General features: G+C 73.5%; 15 protein-coding genes and 1 pseudogene. 7 read left to right on the top strand and 9 right to left on the bottom strand.

Annotated elements, in window-relative coordinates:
* The first annotated feature begins 69 nt into the window (after window positions 1–69).
* Window positions 70–1,485 carry an FAD-binding oxidoreductase gene (locus AC2XR2_RS05025; protein ID WP_381302182.1) on the top strand — a complete coding sequence of 472 codons (1,416 nt, stop codon included), beginning with the start codon at window positions 70–72 and terminating at the stop codon, window positions 1,483–1,485.
* 237 nt (window positions 1,486–1,722) lie between these two features.
* On the opposite strand, the gene AC2XR2_RS05020 is transcribed toward AC2XR2_RS05025, so the two are convergent.
* Window positions 1,723–2,424 carry an HAD family hydrolase gene (locus tag AC2XR2_RS05020; RefSeq protein ID WP_381302183.1) on the bottom strand — a complete coding sequence of 234 codons (702 nt, stop codon included), beginning with the start codon at window positions 2,422–2,424 and terminating at the stop codon, window positions 1,723–1,725.
* A 19-nt stretch (window positions 2,425–2,443) separates the two neighbouring features.
* The gene (locus tag AC2XR2_RS05015) at window positions 2,444–2,920 is read right to left on the bottom strand and encodes an Lrp/AsnC family transcriptional regulator (RefSeq protein WP_381302184.1); all 477 of its coding nucleotides are present in this window, start codon (window positions 2,918–2,920) and stop codon (window positions 2,444–2,446) included.
* 204 nt (window positions 2,921–3,124) lie between these two features.
* Between AC2XR2_RS05015 and AC2XR2_RS05010 the strand changes: the two genes are divergently transcribed.
* Both AC2XR2_RS05010 and AC2XR2_RS05005 read left to right on the top strand, forming a co-directional pair.
* Window positions 3,125–4,612, top strand: coding sequence for an FUSC family protein (locus AC2XR2_RS05010; protein WP_491514389.1), 1,488 nt, complete (start codon window positions 3,125–3,127; stop codon window positions 4,610–4,612).
* 201 nt (window positions 4,613–4,813) lie between these two features.
* Window positions 4,814–5,845, top strand: coding sequence for a lactonase family protein (locus AC2XR2_RS05005; protein WP_381302186.1), 1,032 nt, complete (start codon window positions 4,814–4,816; stop codon window positions 5,843–5,845).
* A 176-nt stretch (window positions 5,846–6,021) separates the two neighbouring features.
* On the opposite strand, the gene AC2XR2_RS05000 is transcribed toward AC2XR2_RS05005, so the two are convergent.
* Together AC2XR2_RS05000 and AC2XR2_RS04995 are read right to left on the bottom strand one after the other, a co-directional pair.
* Window positions 6,022–6,945, bottom strand: a complete 924-nt coding sequence (locus AC2XR2_RS05000) for a sirohydrochlorin chelatase (protein WP_123759080.1) — start codon at window positions 6,943–6,945, stop codon at window positions 6,022–6,024.
* A gap of 95 nt (window positions 6,946–7,040) precedes the next feature.
* The gene (locus AC2XR2_RS04995) at window positions 7,041–8,024 is read right to left on the bottom strand and encodes an N-acetylglucosamine kinase (RefSeq protein ID WP_491514388.1); all 984 of its coding nucleotides are present in this window, start codon (window positions 8,022–8,024) and stop codon (window positions 7,041–7,043) included.
* A gap of 113 nt (window positions 8,025–8,137) precedes the next feature.
* Between AC2XR2_RS04995 and AC2XR2_RS04990 the strand changes: the two genes are divergently transcribed.
* The 3 genes from AC2XR2_RS04990 to AC2XR2_RS04980 all read left to right on the top strand — a co-directional run bounded on the left by AC2XR2_RS04990 (window position 8,138) and on the right by AC2XR2_RS04980 (window position 10,705).
* The gene (locus AC2XR2_RS04990; protein WP_491514387.1) at window positions 8,138–8,815 is read left to right on the top strand and encodes a uracil-DNA glycosylase; all 678 of its coding nucleotides are present in this window, start codon (window positions 8,138–8,140) and stop codon (window positions 8,813–8,815) included.
* 266 nt (window positions 8,816–9,081) lie between these two features.
* Window positions 9,082–9,858: a hypothetical protein gene (locus AC2XR2_RS04985; protein ID WP_491514386.1), complete on the top strand. Its 777-nt coding sequence runs from the start codon at window positions 9,082–9,084 to the stop codon at window positions 9,856–9,858.
* A gap of 70 nt (window positions 9,859–9,928) precedes the next feature.
* Window positions 9,929–10,705: a phosphotransferase gene (locus tag AC2XR2_RS04980; protein ID WP_491514385.1), complete on the top strand. Its 777-nt coding sequence runs from the start codon at window positions 9,929–9,931 to the stop codon at window positions 10,703–10,705.
* Between the two features lie 20 nt (window positions 10,706–10,725).
* Here AC2XR2_RS04980 and AC2XR2_RS04975 read toward each other — a convergent pair whose 3' ends face one another.
* From AC2XR2_RS04975 to AC2XR2_RS04960, 4 genes are all read right to left on the bottom strand, one after another.
* Complete coding sequence (locus AC2XR2_RS04975; protein WP_491514384.1) at window positions 10,726–11,793, bottom strand: ABC transporter ATP-binding protein; 1,068 nt, start codon at window positions 11,791–11,793, stop codon at window positions 10,726–10,728.
* Window positions 11,790–12,644 carry a molybdate ABC transporter permease subunit gene (modB, locus tag AC2XR2_RS04970; protein WP_381302193.1) on the bottom strand — a complete coding sequence of 285 codons (855 nt, stop codon included), beginning with the start codon at window positions 12,642–12,644 and terminating at the stop codon, window positions 11,790–11,792. The genes AC2XR2_RS04975 and modB overlap by 4 nt, the downstream gene beginning before the upstream one ends.
* Window positions 12,641–13,468, bottom strand: coding sequence for a molybdate ABC transporter substrate-binding protein (gene modA, locus AC2XR2_RS04965; protein WP_491514383.1), 828 nt, complete (start codon window positions 13,466–13,468; stop codon window positions 12,641–12,643). Before modA ends, modB begins: the two co-directional genes overlap by 4 nt.
* A 195-nt stretch (window positions 13,469–13,663) precedes the next feature.
* Window positions 13,664–14,749 (bottom strand): WD40/YVTN/BNR-like repeat-containing protein, encoded by a 1,086-nt coding sequence (locus AC2XR2_RS04960; RefSeq protein ID WP_330268595.1) that lies wholly within the window; start codon window positions 14,747–14,749, stop codon window positions 13,664–13,666.
* Window positions 14,750–15,051: 302 nt separating this feature from the next.
* Here AC2XR2_RS04960 and AC2XR2_RS04955 point away from each other — a divergent pair, with 302 nt between their 5' ends.
* A complete protein-coding gene (locus tag AC2XR2_RS04955; RefSeq protein WP_491514382.1) occupies window positions 15,052–15,639 on the top strand; it encodes an Rv1733c family protein in 588 nt (195 codons plus the stop codon).
* A 178-nt stretch (window positions 15,640–15,817) separates the two neighbouring features.
* Here the strand turns inward: AC2XR2_RS04955 and AC2XR2_RS04950 are convergent.
* A pseudogene (locus AC2XR2_RS04950) lies at window positions 15,818–17,833 on the bottom strand (HEAT repeat domain-containing protein).
* Between the last annotated feature and the right edge of the window lie 17 nt (window positions 17,834–17,850).

The following is a 17,850-nucleotide window of genomic DNA, read 5'->3' as shown; positions in this document are numbered from 1 at the left end:
ACGGATGTCCGCTTCCGTGCGACGCGAGTAGAACGGGCGAATCGACCCGATTCGGAAACGGGGGACTTCATGTCCAGCACACCCGCCCAGGCCGCACGCCGGGAGCTGACCGACTTCACCGGAGAGCTGATCGGACCCGACGACACCGGGTACGAGGAGGCCCGGACCGTCTACAACGCGATGATCGACCGGCGCCCCGCCCTCGTCGCGCGCTGCGCCGACGCGGACGCGGTGGCCCGCACGATCGGCTTCGCCCGCGCCCACGGCCTGTCGCTCGCCGTGCGCGGCGGCGGCCACCACGGCGCCGGGCTCGGCACCGTCGACGGGGGAGTGGTCGCCGACCTGTCCCCCCTCAAGGACATCCAGGTCGACCCGCAGGCCCGCACCGTGCGGGTCGGCGGCGGCTGCGTGTGGGGCGAGGTGGACCGCGCCACCAACGCGCACGGCCTGGCCACGCCCAGCGGCATCGTCTCCACGACCGGCGTCGGCGGCATCGCCACCGGCGGCGGGCTCGGCCACCTCACCCGCAGGTGCGGGCTGACCATCGACAACCTGCTGGAGGCCGACGTCGTCCTCGCCGACGGCAACCAGGTGCGCGCGAGCGCCGACGAGAACAGCGACCTGTTCTGGGCGATCCGGGGCGGCGGCGGCAACTTCGGCGTCGTCACGTCGTTCGTCTTCCGGCTGCACGAGATCAGTACGGTGATCGCCGGACCGACCTTCTGGGCGGTCGAGGACAGCGCCGCGGTCCTCTCCGCCTACCGCGAGTTCATCCTCGGAGCGCCCCGCGAGCTGAACGGCTTCTTCCTGCACGGCACCGTCCCGCCGGCCCCTCCGTTCCCCGAGGAGATCCAGCTCCGCAAGACGGCCGGCGTGGTCTGGTGCTTCACCGGCGACGACACCGAGGCCGCCGCACGTGCGATGGCCCCGCTGCTCGACGCCCTGCCCACACCGCTGCTGCACGCCCCCATGCCCATGCAGCACCCCGACCTCCAGTCCCTGTTCGACGGGCTCTACCCGCCGGGCCACCAGTGGTACTGGCGGGCCGACTTCGTCGAGAGCGTCCCGGACGACGCGGTCCAGCTGCACGCCAAGTTCGGCGCCGAGGTGCCGACCGTCCAGTCGACCATGCACCTCTACCCGATCGACGGCGCCGCCCACGACGTGGGCCAGGACGAGACCCCGTGGGCCTACCGCCACGCCAACTGGGCCTCCGTCTACGCCGGAGTCGACCCGGACCCGGCCAACGCCGAGCTGATCAAGCGGTGGACCGTCGACTACTTCGACGCCCTGCACCCGTTCTCGGCGGGCGGCGCCTACGTCAACATGATGATGGACGAGGGCCAGGAGCGGGTCCGCGCCAGCTACCGCGGCAACTACGACCGCCTCGCCCGCACCAAGGCCGACCGCGACCCGGACAACGTGTTCCGCCTCAACCAGAACATCCAGCCCGCACCGAGGCCTTCGCACGGGGCACGGCCGTAGGGCGGAGGCGGTCCACGCGCCGGGGGCCGGACTCAGGGCGACATGCCAGGCCGCGCTGACCACGGCGCGGCCGCGCCCGCGGGACGGACCGGTCCCCGGCCCTCGGCGACGGGCGGGCGGGGCCCCGACTCGGCCCGGTGAGCCCGGCGTGCTGCCCGACCGGTCGGCGAGAGCGCCTGTGTCGTACGGCCGTCGGGCGTGAGCCCGGGTGGCGCGCGGCCGGTCGGCGGACGTCGATCACCCGGGCCCTCGGTCCGCCGCCCGCCCCAGCCACTCGAAAGCCGCCCGTGCCGTGAACTCCTCCTGGCCTCCCCGCAGGAGCAGAGCGGCGCGGGTGAACTCCGGGGCGTCCGCCTGGGCGGCGACGTAGGGGATGGCGATGCAGCGCATCCCGGCTGCGTGCGCGGCGGCGGCACCAGGGGCCGCGTCCTCCAGGACCACGCAGTCGGCCGGGGCGGCGCCCAGCCGGCGGGCCGCCTCCAGGAAGACGTCCGGCGCGGGCTTGCCGTGGGCCACCTCGTCGGCCGAGACGGTCGTCCGGAGATGCACGTCCAGCCCCGTCCCGGCCAGGATCGCCTCGATGGCCTCCGGCGAGGACCCCGAGGCCACCGACATCGGCACCCCCTCCCCGGCCAGCAGCTCCACGAACTTCCGCATCTCGGGGTACACGCGCGTGCCGCCACGAGCCAGCTCCAGATAGCGCCGGTTCTTCGCGGCGAGCAGTTCCGGCACCGAGGCCCGCAGCCCGTACCGCGCCTTCCACCGCGCCACCGTCTCCTGCGTGCTGATCCCGACGTACCGCTCGTGGTCGGCCCAGCTGAAATCCGGGACCCCGTGCTCGGCGAGGACCTGCCGACCCGCTTCGTAGTAGTTCGGCTCGCTGTCCACGAGTGTTCCGTCGAGATCGAAGATGACCGCTGTGCCGCTGAGCCTGCTCATCGCCCCAGGATGTCAAAGATCAACTCCGGGCAGCGCGCCCGACCGACTCCACCAGCGGCAGCAGCCGGTACGCGACCCGCTCCCGCAGCGCCACCTCGGTACGGGTCCGCACCACGCCCGGCAGGCTGATCACCGTCTGGATCACGTCCTCCAGATGCGCGTTGTCCCGCGCCACGACCCGCGTCAGCAGATCCCCGCCGCCCGCGATCGAGAACGCCTCCACGATCTCCGGCACGGCCGCCAGCGCGTCCCCCACATCGTCGAGCCGCCCCTGCGTCACCTCGATGTGCACGAACGCCAGCACCGGATGCCCCAGCGCGGCGGCCGACAGCGAGGGCCCCGTGCCGGTGATCACCCCGTCCCGCTCCAACCGGTCCAGGCGCGCCTGGAGGGTCCCGCGAGCGACCCCGAGAATCCGGGCGTACTCCCGCACACTCGTCCGCGACTGCTCCAGCAGCAGCCTCAGGATCCGGGTGTCGAGCTCGTCCACGGCCATGCCGTACGACCTCCTCCGCGCACTTGGTCCGATGGCCCGCCGATGGACACCCTAGGACCGCTTTTCCTGTACCAATGGCCCAGCGTATTCGCCCTCACTTGAGCCGGTAGTGGCGAGGATGCTGCAATGTGCCCGTCGATGGCGCTGCGGACCTCCGCGGCGCCTTTTCCATGCCGGTGTCGAGAAGGATTCAGGGGGCGGTACGTGCTGAAGAGGGTGTTCACGGCTCCGGACCCGGGCCGGGTCCGACTGCGCTTCGCCGCGCGGGCGGTGCTCGGCATCGGGCTCGCGGTCGTCGTCTGCGGCCTCGCGGGTCACTCCCTCGCCGGAGCCGTCACCGGCGGTCTCGCCGCGCTGCTGGCCCTGTTCACCGTCACGGACGCCACCGTGCGGGGCCAGGCCGTCACCACCGCGCTGCTGCCCCTCGTCGGCCTGCCCGTCCTCACCGCGGCGGCCGCGCTCCACGACCACCCCGTCGCCCGCGACCTCACCTTCCTCGCCGTGGTCGGGGCGGGCGTGTACGCGCGGCGCTGGGGCCCGCGCGGGCACAGCCTCGGCGTCTTCGCGTTCATGACCTTCTTCGTGGCGCAGTTTCTGCACGCCGGCGCCGGCCAACTGCCCGAGCTGTACGCCGCCGTCCTGCTGTCCCTCCTCACCGCCGCCGCGGTCCGCTTCGGACTGTGGTGCTACGAGCGGCGGCTGCCCCCGGCGCCCGTGCCCGCCCCACCCGCCGGTACCGGCCTCGCCCGCGCGACCACCCGCCAGGCGGTCCAGGCCACGGCCGGCGCGGGCTTCGCCCTGGTCGTCGGCCAGCTGATCTCGGGACAACGCTGGTACTGGGCCGTCGGCGCCACCTGGTGGATCTTCGTGAACACCACCTCACGCGGCGAGACCCTGGTGCGCGGGTTCCGCCGGGTGCTCGGCACGGTGATCGGCATCGGACTCGGCCTGCTCGTCGCCGTACCGCTGCACGGGGCCCCGGCCCCGACGGCCGTACTCGTCGCCGTCTGCGTCTTCGGCGTCTTCTACACGGCCGCCGTCTCGTACACCTGGATGATGCTCTGGGTCACCCTGCTCGCCGAGCTCCTCTACGGCCTCCTCGGCGTCCTCGAGCCCGGTCTGCTGGCCCTGCGCCTCGCGGAGACCGGCGTGGGCGCGGTCGGCGCCGTCCTCGCGGTGCTGTTCGTGCTGCCGATCACCACCCACGCCGTCACCGACGCCTGGATCCAGCGCGCCCTGCGCTGCGTGCACGCCTGCACGGCCGAGGCGGCGGCCCGGCTGGCCGGGGTGCCGGACGCCGACCCGGCCGGCCGGGTGACCGAACTGGAGCAGCTGCTCGGCAGGGTCCGCCTCTCCGTGGCCCCGCTGGTCCACCCCCTGAACCCCATGTCGGCCCGCAAGCGACGCGCCCGGCGGGTCCTCGCGCTCCTCGACGACTGCGCCCGGGAGATCCGCGGCCTGGTCGCCGTCGCCGCCGACCCGGAGGCCTCGCACGACGCCCGGCTGGCCGCGGCGTGCTGGCGGGTGGAGACCGCGGTGGAGGCCCTCACCGGCGGCGGGGACCTCCCGGTGACGGACCGCCCCCTCGCCGAGGAGCCCGCGCTGGCCCATCTGCACGGCCTGGAGCGGGCGCTCGCGGAACTGGCGACACCGCTGCGGACGCCGTCCGGATCACCACTGGTCGGAGCCTGACCGGTCGCGTGGCCCCCCTGGGGCTGCCCGGATCCGATCTTCCCGCCACGTCCATCACCTGGGTCCCTTCCGTCCCGTAATGCCGCACTTCGCTCCACCGCCCCCGTGGCGACCCCGTGAATTTGACCGGCGTTGGTCTAGACCGGTCGTGATCGACTGCTACCGTCGCCCCGAACGGCACAGGACCGAGAGGGGACCACGGTGGCAGAAGGCGGCGGGCGGCGACGGGCCTGGATCGGGTCGTTCACGGCGGCCGGAGGTCCCGGCATCGTGACGGCGACCGTGTCCCCGGAGACCGGGGCGCTGAAGGCGCTGGGCGCCCTGAACGGCGTACCCGATCCGTCGTATCTGGCCCTGTCGGCCGACGGCGGCCTGCTGTACGCGGTCAGCGAGACGGCCGAGGGCGCGGTGGCCGCGTACCGGGTGACCGGCGACCGTCCCGAGCCGGCCGGCCCGCCGGTGCCGGTGGACGGGAACGGGCCCACTCATCTCGCCGTGCACGCCGGACACGTCCTGACCGCCAACTACGGCTCCGGCAGCGTGACCTCCGTGCCCCTGCGCGCCGACGGAGCCCTCACGGCCGCCCCTTCCGGCGTGCTCCGGCACACCGGCTCGGGCCCGCACACGCCCCGCCAGCAGGGCCCGCACGCCCATCAGGTGCAGCCCGACCCCAGCGGCCGCTGGATCGTCACCGTCGACCTCGGCACCGACTCGGTGCGGGTGTGCACGCTGACGGACGGCGCGCTCGACGTCCACCGCGAGATCGCGCTGCGCCCCGGCTCGGGCCCCCGCCATCTCGCCTTCCACCCCGACGGCACCCGCGCGTACGTCCTCAACGAGCTGACGCCGACCATGACCGTCTGCCGGTGGGACGCCGAGGAGGGACTCCTGAGGCCTCTCAGCGAGATCCGGGTACTGGCCGGACCCCCGGCGGGGAACGCCTACCCGTCGGGCGTCGTCGCCTCCCCCGACGGCCGGTTCGTGTGGACGGCCACCCGCGGCGAGGACGTCCTGTCCACGTTCGCCGTCGAGGGCGACGAACTGCGGCTGGTCGGCACGGTGTTCTGCGGCGGCGAATGGCCTCGGGCGCTCGCCGAGTCCGGCGGATTCCTGTACGTCGCGAACGAGCGCTCCGGCGAGGTGACCTGGTTCGCCGTGGACCCCGAGACCGGCCTTCCGCGCTACGAGGGCTCGATCGAGGTACCGGCCGCGTCCTGCGTGGTCTTCGACTGAGACCGCGCGCCGTGCGGGGCCGGTTCGCCCGCACGGGCGTGTTCGCCTGCATGGGCCTGTTCGTCTGCACCAACCTGTTCGCCTGCCCCGGGGCGAGACCCCCGCCGCACATGCCGAAGGGACCCCTCCGACAACTGGAGTGGTCCCTTTCGGCACAGGGGGCGTATGAGGCGCGGTCAGCGCACCGGCGCGCCCTGCGCCTGCTGCGGCGCGATGCCCAGCGCGGTCGTGTACTTGGCGAGGGCGAGCTTGCCGATCGCCGGATAGGGGCCGAGCGGATCGGCGGCGGAGCAGCCGGCCTCCTTGGCCGCCTCCTCGATCACGGAGGGGTCGATCTCCGGCCCTATCAGGTACGGCGCCAGCGCCAGCTGCTGGGAACCGGAGGACCGCAGCTGGTCGGCGATGGACGCGATCGAGCCCTCCTGGTCGAGCGCCGCCGCCATCACCGGCACCGCGAGCCGCGCGGCGAGCAGCATGCCGGTGATCCCGGCCGCCTGCACGGCCTCCTCGCCGCCCACGGCGGCCAGGACGATGCCGTCCGCGGCCGTCGCCACGGTGAACAGCCGGGCGCGGTCGGCGCGAGCCAGCCCGGCCTCCGAGAGCCGCACGTGCAGCGCCTCGGCGAGCAGCGGGTGCGGGCCCAGCACATCGGTGAGGTCGGCCGCGATCCGGCTGTCCATCACGGCCTGGCGGATCCGGCGCAGCAGCGCGTTGTCCGGGCCGGCGAGCAGCGGCACGACGACGGCGACGGGGCCCTCGGGCTCCTTGACGTCCATCCCGGCCGCCTTGGCCTGCGCGTAACGCGCCGTGCGCTCCTCGGCGGCATGGACCAGGACGGCCTGGAGCGTGGGGAACTCCGAGTCGTCCCCGTCGAGGTACCCGATGCGGGCGTCGAGGCCGGGCAGCTCGGAACGCGCGATGCTCACGACCTCCTCGGCGAGGCTGCGCGTGGCGGCACCGGGCGTGCCCGGGACCGCGAGGACGAGCGCGGGCGCGCCCTCGGGAGCCGCCAGGGGCTCGGGTCGGCGGTGCCGCCCGGGCTGGCGAGGTCGCGGCATTCGTACTGGCAGGCCGGACGCGGGCCCAGTGGGGGAGCTCATGGCGACGCATGTTACTGGCTTCCTGGGCTTCCCTGTTCGGGGAGGGTGCAGGTGAGCGGTATCCGTCCGGATTTGTCTGATGAGTTACGTCCGCTTCAGCCCCTCTTTGGGGTCACCACGTACAACATCGACTCGTCACTCGGCAGGGTGAACGAACTCCCCGCCAGTTCTGTGGCGATCTGTACCGATCCCTCCAACGGCCCGCCCGCCGCGGGGACCTGTCGAGCGTGCGGCAGCAGTCGCCTCAGCTCTTCCTCCAGCGGTACGACGAGGGCGGCACCCGTGCGGAACAAGCCACCGGTGAGGCAGACACGCGGCTCGCCCTCCGCCGGGCAGACCGCAGCCGCCGACTCGGCCATGTGCCGGGCCGCCTCGCGGAGGATGCCGGCGGCGACCGGGTCGCGGTCGGCGCAGGCGGCCACTCGGGGCGCGAAGGAGGCGAGCACGGCGGGCCGGTCGGACCGTGGATAGAGCTGGCCGGGCAGCTCCCGCACCGGCCCGAACGCCTCCTCGGCCAGGGCCAGCAGGGCCGTCGAGCCGCCGGGCCGCCCGTCGTGGGCGCGCAGCGCGGCCTCCAGTCCGGCCCGCCCGATCCACGCCCCGCCACCGCAGTCGCCCAGCAGATGGCCCCAACCGTCCGCGCGCCGCCAGGACTTGAGATCGGTCCCGATCGCGATCAGTCCGGTGCCGGCGGCGAGCACCGCACCCGGGCGCGGGCCCAGGGCGCCGGTGTAGGCGGTCACCGCGTCCGCGACGAGCGCGACGGTCCGTACCCCGAACTCCCGGGCCAGCGCGGCGGGCAGTTCGGCCCGCAGGGCGTCACCCAGGGTCGCGAGCCCGGCCGCCCCGACGACGGCCGTGCCCAGCGCGCTCACTCCCGACTCGGGCAGCAGGGACCGGACCATGGGCACGAGTTGTTCCATCAGATGTCCCGGGTCGATCCCGCCCGGACCCGTCCGCACGGGCAGCCTGGACTCCCGCGGGCCCGTGATCCCCCGGCCGGTCCCCTGGCCCGGGACGCCCAGGACCACCCGCAGTCCGGAACCACCGGAGTCGACGGCCAGGAACCCTTCCGCCACGAACGTCTCCTTCCCGGCCGTCGGGCCGTGTGAGTGGAGGAAGAGTAGCGGCCCGTGCGGCGGACTTCCCTGCGTACGCGGGGTGTCAGTGGGGGCCAGTAGGGTGACGCGTTGTGGCACCACGACCTTTGCATGAACTTGTTGAAGCGGGCTGGGCGAAGGCCCTGGAACCCGTCGCCGAACGCATCGCCGCGATGGGGGACTTCCTGCGGGCCGAGATAGCGGCCGGCCGGACCTACCTGCCCGCCGGACCGAATGTGCTGCGGGCCTTCCAGCAGCCCTTCGACGACGTGCGCGTCCTGATCGTGGGTCAGGACCCCTATCCCACGCCGGGTATGGCCATCGGGCTGAGCTTCGCGGTGGCGCCGGAGGTGCGCTCGCTGCCGGGGAGCCTGGAGAACATCTTCCGGGAGATGCACTCCGACCTCGGGCTGCCCAGGCCGTCGAACGGCGACCTGACGCCCTGGACCCGGCAGGGCGTGCTGCTGCTCAACAGGGCGTTGACCACGGCTCCGCGCAAGCCGGGCGCGCACCGCGGGCAGGGCTGGGAGGAGGTCACCGAGCAGGCGATACGGGCCCTCGCGGCGCGGGGCAAGCCGCTCGTGTCGATCCTGTGGGGCCGCGACGCGCGCAATCTGCGCCCCCTGCTGGGGGATCTGCCGGCGATCGAGTCCGCGCATCCGTCCCCGATGTCGGCCGACCGGGGCTTCTTCGGCTCGCGCCCGTTCAGCCGCGCGAACGACCTGCTCGTCGGACAGGGTGTGGAGCCGGTGGACTGGCGGCTTCCCTGATACGGCGTTCCGGACTGGCCGAGCGGCCGACGCGCCGCCCGACCACCCCTACGGGAACCCGAGCCTCGGAACCGGCTCAGCGACCCGTGCTTCCCACGCGTTCAGGCAGCCCTGCCAAGTCCTCCACCAGCGCTGCCGACGACGGCGCTGGTGGCGACGAGCACTCCGGCCGAGAACCCACTTGTCGGTCTGCGGACCCCGGGGTCAAGTGTCCAGTGCGGCAGGAGAGTCGGCAGGACGCGGGTGGTGGGGGCGAGGAGATGGGCATGCGCGTGACACGTGGTGGCGTGGTGTGCGCGACAGCGCTGTTGGCGACCGTCTCGGTGACGTCGTGCACGGCCGACGGACGCGGTAGTGAGGCACGGGCTTTCGAGGAGGCCCTCCGGCCGCTGCACCAGGCGAAGTCGTTCAGGATGGTGGGGGAGTTCCGTGACGCCGACGGGGCGCGGACCGGTTTCGACGCCCGTCTCGACGGCCGCGGCGCCTGCAAGGGGAGCGTGGGAGACGCCGAGAGCCTCCTGCTCGGGAAGCAGGTGTGGACGCGCTGGACCGACAGCGCGCTGCCCGCGGCCGTGAGCAGACTCGCCGGGGACACGGAGGTCCCCACGCTCGACCCCGTCGCGGATCCGGCGGAGGACGCGCAGTGGGCCGCGGCCAAGCTGCTCCGCGGCACGTACATGGTCACGGCACTGCCCGGCGACGTGCCCGCGTCGGAGGGCATCGCTCCGGTGTGCGGCACGGGCCGGCTGCTCGCGGGCGCCGCGACGGGCGCCGGCGACGTGACCTCCGGCCCCGTGACCGTGCGCGGCGGGGAACGGCTGCGCCCGCTGTCCAGGACCGTCGGCCCGGTGACCGTCCGGGTCTACGTGCCGGAGCGGGGCGAGGCGAAGCTGCGGCTGGCCGAGTACCAGGTCCAGGGCGGCCGGTCCTTCTCGATGCGGTTCAGCGAACTCGGCAAGCCGGTCACTGTCAGCAGGCCGGATGGCGAGCAGACCGTAGCGGTCGGGGACGTGATGGCCGTTCTCCGGCAGGACGGCGCCTGACGGCCGCACGATACCGACGGCTGCGAAAAACCGGCTGCGGTCCTCCCGTCGAGCTGCCTACGCTGCCCTGATGGAAGATCGCGAAGTGCTGGCCGGCGGAATCAACCAGGTCGTCCGTGAAGGGGACCGCGTCAGACGCCCCGCGTCTCCATGGAGTGGGACCGTGCAGCGGTTCCTGGCGCACCTCGCGGCGGCCGGGTTCACCGGGGCGCCGCGGCCGTACGGGCTCAGTGAAGACGGCCAGGAAGAGATCGTCGAGTTCCTGCCCGGAGAGGTCGGGCACGACTTCGACTCTCCCCAGGTGCGCAGTGACGCCTCACTGATCGCCGTCGCACGACTGCTGCGGGACTTCCACGACGCCTCGGCGAGCTTCGTGCAACAGCCCGACGACGTATGGCAGTTCGCGCCACGCGCACCCGGGGAGGTCGTCTGCCACGGCGACGCGGCCACCTACAACACCGTCTTCCGCGATCAACTCCCGGTGGCCTTCATCGACTTCGACACCGCCCACCCCGCCCCGCGGCTGTGGGACGTGGCGTACACCGCCTACCGTTTCGTGCCGCTGTACGCCCCGGACGCGGCCGAACCCTCGCTGCCGGTCCCCGAAGGCAGGCGCCGGCTGGGCCTCTTCGCCGACGCGTACGGTCTGTCGGCGGAGGAGCGGGCGGCGCTTCCGTCCGCTGCGGGGGCACGGCTGCGAGGGCTGGTGGAGTGGATGCACGCCGAGGCGGCGGCGGGCCACACGGCCGTACAGCGGCATGTCGCCGAAGGACACGACCGGCGGTACCTCACGGATGCGCGGTGGATCGAGGGAACCTACGGGCCGGTTGCCGACGGGCGTGCGTAAGCCTCGCCGTGCCGCCCGCCTCATGCCGGGTACGCGTGTGTCTGTGTCGCCTTCACCGTGGCCCATACGGTGGCCCCCGGCCGCAGGTCGAGTTCCGCGGCGGCGATGGTCGTGAGGTCGGCGGCGTGGGGGAGTTGCCCGGTGAGCGCGGCGCGGATCTGGTCGCCGTGCGTCTCCAGCCCTGCGACCTCGCAGCGCCAGAGGTTGCGGGCGCTGGAGCCGGTCGGCCGGTCGCGGTGGAGGGTGACCGCGCTGGGCGGGAAGGCGACGAAGACGGGACCGGTGAGGTCCTCGGTGGTGGTGACCTCCGCCCCGCCCTCGACCTGGACGGTGTGCCCCCGCGCCTCGCCTCGGTAGAGATTGAGACCGACCAGGTGGGCGATGTAGTCGGTGCGAGGGTGCCGGGCGATGTGCGCCGGGGTGCCCTGCTGGACGATCCGGCCGTCCTCGACGACGACGAGGCGGTCGGCGAGGACCATGGCGTCCAGTGGATCGTGCGTGACGAGGACGGCGACGGCCTCGAAATCGGCCAGATGATGGCGGAGTTGGGCACGGACGTCGAGACGGGTGCGGGCGTCGAGCGCGGCGAGGGGTTCGTCGAGGAGCAGCAGCCGCGGGTTCGTGGCCAACGCGCGGGCGAGGGCCACCCGTTGGGCCTGACCGCCCGACAGCCGCCGGGGCTTGGCGGACGCGTGCGCGGTGAGGTCCATGCGCTCCAGCCATACGGCGGCCTGCGCGCGGGCCTCCGCCTTGCCCGCCCCGTGGCAGCGCGGGCCGAAGGCCACGTTGTCGAGTGCGGTCAGGTGGGGGAAGAGCAGGTAGTCCTGGAAGACGACCCCGACGGGGCGGGACTCCGGCGGCGTACGGTCCAACTCGGCGCCGTCCAGCCGTAGATGACCGCCGGACAGCGGCACGAGACCGGCCAGCGCCCGCAGCGCCGTGGTCTTGCCGGCCCCGTTCGGGCCCAGGAGCGCGACCACGTCGCCGGGTGCCGCCGTGAGCGTGACGTCGAGGCGGAAGGAGCCGCGCTCGACCACGAGACGGGCGTCGAGGCCCGCCGCGGGGGCGGTCTCGAGGGGCACGGTCATGAGGCGGTCATCCAGCGGTCGCGCAGTCCGGCCAGGACCGCGACGGAGACGGCGAGCAGGACCAGGCTGAGGGCGATCGCGGACTCCGGGTCGTTCTGGAGGGCGAGGTAGACGGCCAGCGGCATGGTCTGGGTGCGGCCCGGGAAGTTGCCGGCGAAGGTGATCGTCGCACCGAACTCGCCCAGCGCACGCGCCCAGGCCAGCACCGCACCGGCCGCGATACCGGGGGCGATGAGCGGGAGGGTGACGCGGCGGAACGCGGTGAAGCGGGACGCGCCGAGCGTGGCGGCGGCCTCCTCGAAGCGGGGATCGGCGGCGCGCAGGGTGCCCTCGACGCTGATGACGAGGAACGGCATCGCCACGAAGGCCTCGGCGATCACGACCCCGGTGGTGGTGAAGGGGAGCGTGATGCCGAACCAGGTGTCCAGCCACTTGCCGACGACCCCGTTGCGGCCCAGCGCCATCAGCAGGGCGACACCGCCGACCACCGGGGGCAGCACCAGGGGCAGCGTGACCAGGGCCCGCACGACACCGCGGCCGGGGAAGTCCACGCGGGCCAGCAGCCAGGCCAGGGGAACCCCGATGACGAGACTCACCGCGGTCGCCGCGGTCGCGCACACCAGGGAGAGCCGGAGTGCCTGCCAGACCTCGGAGCTGGTGAGCAGGTCGGGCATGCTGCGCCAGGGAGCCCTGATCAGCAGGGCGACGAGCGGCAGCGTCAGGAACGCCAGGCCGATCAGGGCGGGCACGAGCAGCGGCAGCGGAGCACCGCTCCTGAGGGCACGGCGGCGCCGCGGACCACCGGTGAGGGTGTCCGCGGCGTCGGCCCGGCCCGCGGAGCGGAACGTCACGGCTGGAGGAACCCGGCCGCGGTCAGGACCTTCTGGCCCTCGGCGGACCGCACCAGCGCGATGAACGCCTTGGCGGTCCCGGTGTTCCTCGACTCCTTGAGCAGGGCGATGGGGTAGTCGTTGATGGCGTCGGCTGACTCGGGGAACTCCACGCCCTCCACCTTGTCACCTGCCGCCTTCACATCGGTCCTGTACACGACGGCCGCGTCGGCCTCCTTCAACACCACCTTGTTGAGCGCGGACTTGACGTCCTCCTCGTAGGACACCGGGGTGAGCTTCACCTTGCTCGCGGTGAGCGCCTTCTCGGCGGCGGCACCGCAGGGGACCGTCCTGTCGCACAGGACGACCTTCAGATCCTTGTCGGTGAGGTCCTTCAGCGAGGCGACCTTGTCGGGGTTGCCGGGCAGGGTGGCGATCTCCAGCTGGTTGCGGACGAAGGTGGCGGGGGCGTCGGCGTTGTCCTGCGCGTCCGTGACGACCTTCATCGTCTTGGGGCTGGCGGAGGCGAACACGTCCGCGGGCGCCCCACCGGTGATGGACGCGGCGAGGGAGTCGCTGCCCCCGAAGCTGAAGGTGACCTTGGTGCCGGGGTGGGCCTTCTCGAACTCCTGGCCCAGCGTCGTGAAGCTCTCCTTGAGCGAGGCGGCGGCGAAGACGGTGATGTCACCGGAGATCTTCGCCGCCGGGGCCGACGCCGAAGCCGAGGAGCCCGACGTCGCGGAGTCCGAGTCGTCGGAGGACGAGCAGGCGCTCAGAGCCAGCAGCGCGGCGGCGCCCAGGGCGGCCACCCGCACGGGCCGGCGGGTGCGCACGGAACGGGTCATCACGGGTCCACTCCCTCACGTCACGTTCGGCGGTGAGCTCCCCGCCATCGATCATAGTGCCGCATATGCGAGGTCAAAGTCTCCTGTCTCATCGCATAAGCCGGAGCTGTGATCTGTCAGGGTGGCATGTGCGAATGTACGTGAGGTCAGTCCACGGGAGTGTGCCGGCACCCGGTCTCCGGATCGACGTCTGGATCAGCCGATCACCGCAGCCCGTACGCACAGCACGTCCGGCAGATGGGAGGCCAGCTGCCGCCAGCTGTCGCCGTCGTCGGCCGAGGCGTACACCTCGCCGTTGCGGTTGCCGAAGTAGACGCCGGCCGGGTCCGCGTCGTCCGTGCACATCGCGTCCCGCAGCACCGTGCCGTAGTGGTCCTCCTGCGGGAGCCCGGCGGTGAGGGGCTCCCAGCTCTTGCCCGCGTCCGCCGTGCGGAACACCCGGCAGCGGTGGTCGGCCGGGACCCGGTCCGCGTCGGCGTTGATCGGGAAGACGTACGCGGTCGCGCCGCGATGCGGGTGCGCGGCCGTCGCGAAGCCGAAAGTGGACGGCAGCCCCTCGCCGATGTCCGTCCAGTGCCCGCCCGCGTCGTCGCTTCTGTACACACCCCAGTGGTTCTGGAGGTACAGCCGGTCCGGGTCGGCCGCGTCCCGGGCGACCTTGTGGACGCACTGGCCGAACTCCGGGTTCGGATCGGGCAGGAACACCGCGGAGACACCGGAGTTGGCGGGCTCCCAGCTCGCCCCGCCGTCCTTCGTACGGAACACCCCGGCCGTGGAGACGGCCACCGTCACCGCACGCGGGTCCCGTTTGTCGGTCAGGACGGTGTGCAGGCCCTCGCCACCGCCGCCCGGCACCCACTTCGAACGGGTCGGATGCTCCCACAGGGGCCGGACCAGCTCGAAGCTCTCCCCGCGGTCCTCCGAGCGGTACAGCGCGGCCGGTTCCGTGCCCGCGTACACCACGTCCGGTTCGGCGGCCGCCGGGTGCAGCTGCCAGACCCGCTCCAGCGAGGCCCCGGTGTCCTTGGGGAACTTCACGGCCGGCTGCGCGGGCTCCGTCCAGGTGCGGCCCAGGTCGTCGGAGTGGAACACGGACGGCCCCCAGTGCGCGCTGTCCCCGCCGGCCAGGAGCCGCGGACGGTCGCCCCGGGTGTCGATCGCGACCGAGTAGACGGCCTGCGCGTTGAAGTACGGGCTCTCGTCGAACTCCCATGTGCCGCCGCGCGCCCGCCCGATGAACAGGCCCTTGCGTGTCCCCACGGCCAGCAGCTTCTCGGTCATACCGGTCACCTCCGCTGTGCTTTGACGTCTTTGTCCCAGCCACCGGCCAGTCTGCACCCCACCACTGACAGTCACCTCCGGGAACGGCTCCGCCGCAGGTCAGGGCAGGTCGGGGCGGGGATGGTAACCGGCCGCCGCCCTTGACGGGCGGCTTTCGCGAAGATGCCCGCGAAGGTGGGCGACCGGTGCACCGTGGTGACGGAGAACTCGCCGTGAGCCGTGAGCATCGAGGGGGACTCTCCCGTATGGGAGAGCGGTCCGGCATGTTCGTGCGCCCGTCGCTCATGAGGAGGATGCCTTCGATGGCGTTCCGTGGTCCCAAGGTCTGGCTGTGGCGGTGGCGGCGCAATCCGCTCAGACGCCGTGCCGACACCGTCGAGGCGTGGGTCGTGCTCGGTGCCTGGCTGCTCACCTTATTGGCGGGGGTGGGTGCGGGGCTGGCGGTGAGCCGGTCCGTCGAACACCAGCTGGCGCGGGAGCGCGTCGAATGGCGGCCGGTCGTGGCCCGGCTCACCGAACACGCACCCGGTACGGCCGACCCGGGTACGTCCAGTGGTGAGCGGGTGTGGGGCGAGGTGGCCTGGACCGGGGCCGACGGCTCCGACCACACCGGCCAGGTGCGCGTCGACCCCGGCAGCACCCAGGGCACGCCGGTGACCATCTGGACCGACGCCCACGGCCGCCTGATGACCCAGCCCGCGACCCGGGGCCAGGCCCAGATCCGCGCGGCGATGATCGGCGGCCTGGTCGGCATCAGTACCGCGGCCGTCCCCTTCGTCGGCGCCCGGGTCCTCCGCAGCCGCCTGGAACGCCGCCGCCTGGACCAGTGGGACACGGACTGGGCCCACTTCGGCCCGCTGTGGGGCGGGAGGCGCGCGGACGGGCGGTGAGCGCCTGCGGGGCCGGGGGCGAGCGCCCTACAGGGCCGGAGGTGAGCGGTCGGGAGGAGACATGCAGGGGCGGGCAGGGGCCAGGCGTGCGGCGGATCGCCGGACCGTTCACCCCGCCGCCGCGCCCCTCCTCTCCCCTCCCGCCCCTCCCGCCCCTCCCAACGAGCACACCTCCGCCCTACCGCCCCGCCAACACGTCCCCACACGCCCCCACCAACCGCTCGTCCTCCAGCACGTCCTGACTGCCGCGCCCACCCCCCGGTACCGCCAGATGCCGGCGCCGGGCGGCGACTTCCGCGCGGAGGAGATCGTGGAGCGGCGTTCCCGCGGGCCCCAGCGCGGCGAGGCAGGTCGTGATGGTCCGGCGGGTGTAAGGGTTCTCCGATCAGGCCGCGCGCAGGACCGGCGCCGCCAGGTCCGCGTCCCCGGTGATCCGCCACAGCGCGCACGCGGCGGAGACCCGCTCCCACAGGTCGTCCGCCCGGACCATCCGCCGCAGCCCCGCCGACGCCGACGCCGCCTCGGGTCCCAGCCGCGCCAGCACCTCCGCGGCGGGTCGCCGTCGAGGCCGCCCCTCCGCCAACTCGGCCGTCAGCACGGGCAGTACGGCCGACGCGTCCGCCTCCACGGACCACAACGCCCCCGCCGCGACCGCCGCGTGCTCCGTCCCCAGCAGCTCCCGCAGCACCGGTACGACCTCGGGCGCCACCGCGCTCGCGCCCACACTCCCGAGCGTGTCGAGCGCACGGACGGCCGACTCCACCACCGCGTCCCGCAGCCGCAGCCCCACCGGCACGCCCCGCACCAGCCGCAGCACCTCCGGCACCGCCTCCGCGTCGCCCAGCGCGGCCACCGCCGACAGCAGCGGTACGGCCCGCTCGAACACCCCGGGGGAGTCCAGCCTGGTCTCGCCCAGCCGGCGACGCAGCGCGGGTGCCAACGGGGCCGCCGCAGGGCCCAGATGGCCGATCACCTGCCCCAGATCGTCCGGTACGACAGGACTGTCCAGCACCTCCGACAGCGCCGGCACCGCCCGGCGGTCCCCGCTCCTGGCGAGCGCCTTGAGCGGACCGCCGAGTGTCGGCGCCCCGCGCTCCCACAGCCGTACCCACAGATCGGGCCGGGAGGTCACCAGAGCGGCCAGATCGTCGGCGGCGGAGGCGGCCAGGGTGAAGAGGTCCTCCAGGACGGACACCGCGGCATCACGCAACCGGCCCTCCCCGTGACCGAGTTGCGCGCCGATCAACGCCACCGGCTCGGACCAGTCGGCCCGCCACTCACGGAACAGCCCCGCCGACATCCAGACGGCATTGCACCGGTCGACGACGTCGGGGCAGGTCAACTGGCCCTGGAGAAGGGCCTTGCGTTCGTCGAGCCGGTCACCGAGCCCGCGGTGCAGGGTCCGCAGCAGCTGCGAGCCCTCCTCGTCCGAGGGACGCAGCCGCCGTAGCCGACTCGCGAGACCGTCGGAGTGGGGACAGTCCGCGCCGGTCCGTCCGGCGGGCCGCCGAGCGGACCGCTCTCCGAGCAGCCCGAGGGCGACCGGGACCAGGTCGGGTGGAAGACGGTCGGGTGCGCAGGCGGCGAGCTGGCCCAGGGCGGCCAGCCGCGGTCCGGGGGCGTACGGCGCGGAGCTCTGCGCCGTGAGCAGCTCCAGCGCCTCGGCCACGTGCGCGGGATGGCGCCCTACGAACAGACCCAGGCCCTCGGTGAGGGCGAGCAGGACCCGGTCGTCCCGCTCCACCGTGCACCGCTCCCGTAACAGGCCCAGCACGCGCACCGGTTCGTCCAGGAAGCGGACGAGCGCCCCCGGCGCGGTCCGGCGGACGGAGGGGTCGGCGTCCCCCGCCAGCCGGACGAACACCTCGGCACCGGCCCGCACCCCGACACCGGCCCGCGCGGAGAGGCCGGCCTCGGCGTCGGCCGTCCCGATGCTCACCAGCAGTTCGACGATGCCCGCCCGGTCCGCGACCTCCCGGCTCGCCACGAGCGCGAGCAGAAACGGAACGCAGGCCAGGGTGGAGTCGTACACGTCACCCTGGTGGTGCACGGCCCCGTACATCCCGTCGAGGGCGGTCTCCCGCTCGACCCGGTCCGTGGAGGCGAGTCCCCGCAGCAGTGCGGGCACATCCTCCGCGCTGCCGTAGGCATGCCGCAGCGAGGCCCAGTCGACCTCGTCGATCCCCGTGAACACGTTGTCCTCCCCAGCGA

This window comes from Streptomyces sp. LS-MS-L19 (assembly GCF_058382285.1).
Note: the sequence above shows the minus strand (reverse complement) of the source record. Positions and strands in the feature narration are given on the sequence as shown.

Bases quoted from the DNA above. Each gene is read 5' to 3' on its own strand.
- AC2XR2_RS04955 (WP_491514382.1), top strand. From the start codon at position 15,052: ATGGCGTTCCGTGGTCCCAAGGTCTGGCTGTGGCGGTGGCGGCGCAAT.
- AC2XR2_RS04980 (WP_491514385.1), top strand. From the start codon at position 9,929: ATGGAAGATCGCGAAGTGCTGGCCGGCGGAATCAACCAGGTCGTCCGT.
- AC2XR2_RS04960 (WP_330268595.1), bottom strand. From the start codon at position 14,749: ATGACCGAGAAGCTGCTGGCCGTGGGGACACGCAAGGGCCTGTTCATC.
- AC2XR2_RS04985 (WP_491514386.1), top strand. From the start codon at position 9,082: ATGCGCGTGACACGTGGTGGCGTGGTGTGCGCGACAGCGCTGTTGGCG.
- AC2XR2_RS04975 (WP_491514384.1), bottom strand. From the start codon at position 11,793: ATGACCGTGCCCCTCGAGACCGCCCCCGCGGCGGGCCTCGACGCCCGT.
- AC2XR2_RS05025 (WP_381302182.1), top strand. From the start codon at position 70: ATGTCCAGCACACCCGCCCAGGCCGCACGCCGGGAGCTGACCGACTTC.
- AC2XR2_RS05015 (WP_381302184.1), bottom strand. From the start codon at position 2,920: ATGGCCGTGGACGAGCTCGACACCCGGATCCTGAGGCTGCTGCTGGAG.
- modA (WP_491514383.1), bottom strand. From the start codon at position 13,468: ATGACCCGTTCCGTGCGCACCCGCCGGCCCGTGCGGGTGGCCGCCCTG.
- AC2XR2_RS05000 (WP_123759080.1), bottom strand. From the start codon at position 6,945: ATGAGCTCCCCCACTGGGCCCGCGTCCGGCCTGCCAGTACGAATGCCG.
- AC2XR2_RS05020 (WP_381302183.1), bottom strand. From the start codon at position 2,424: ATGAGCAGGCTCAGCGGCACAGCGGTCATCTTCGATCTCGACGGAACA.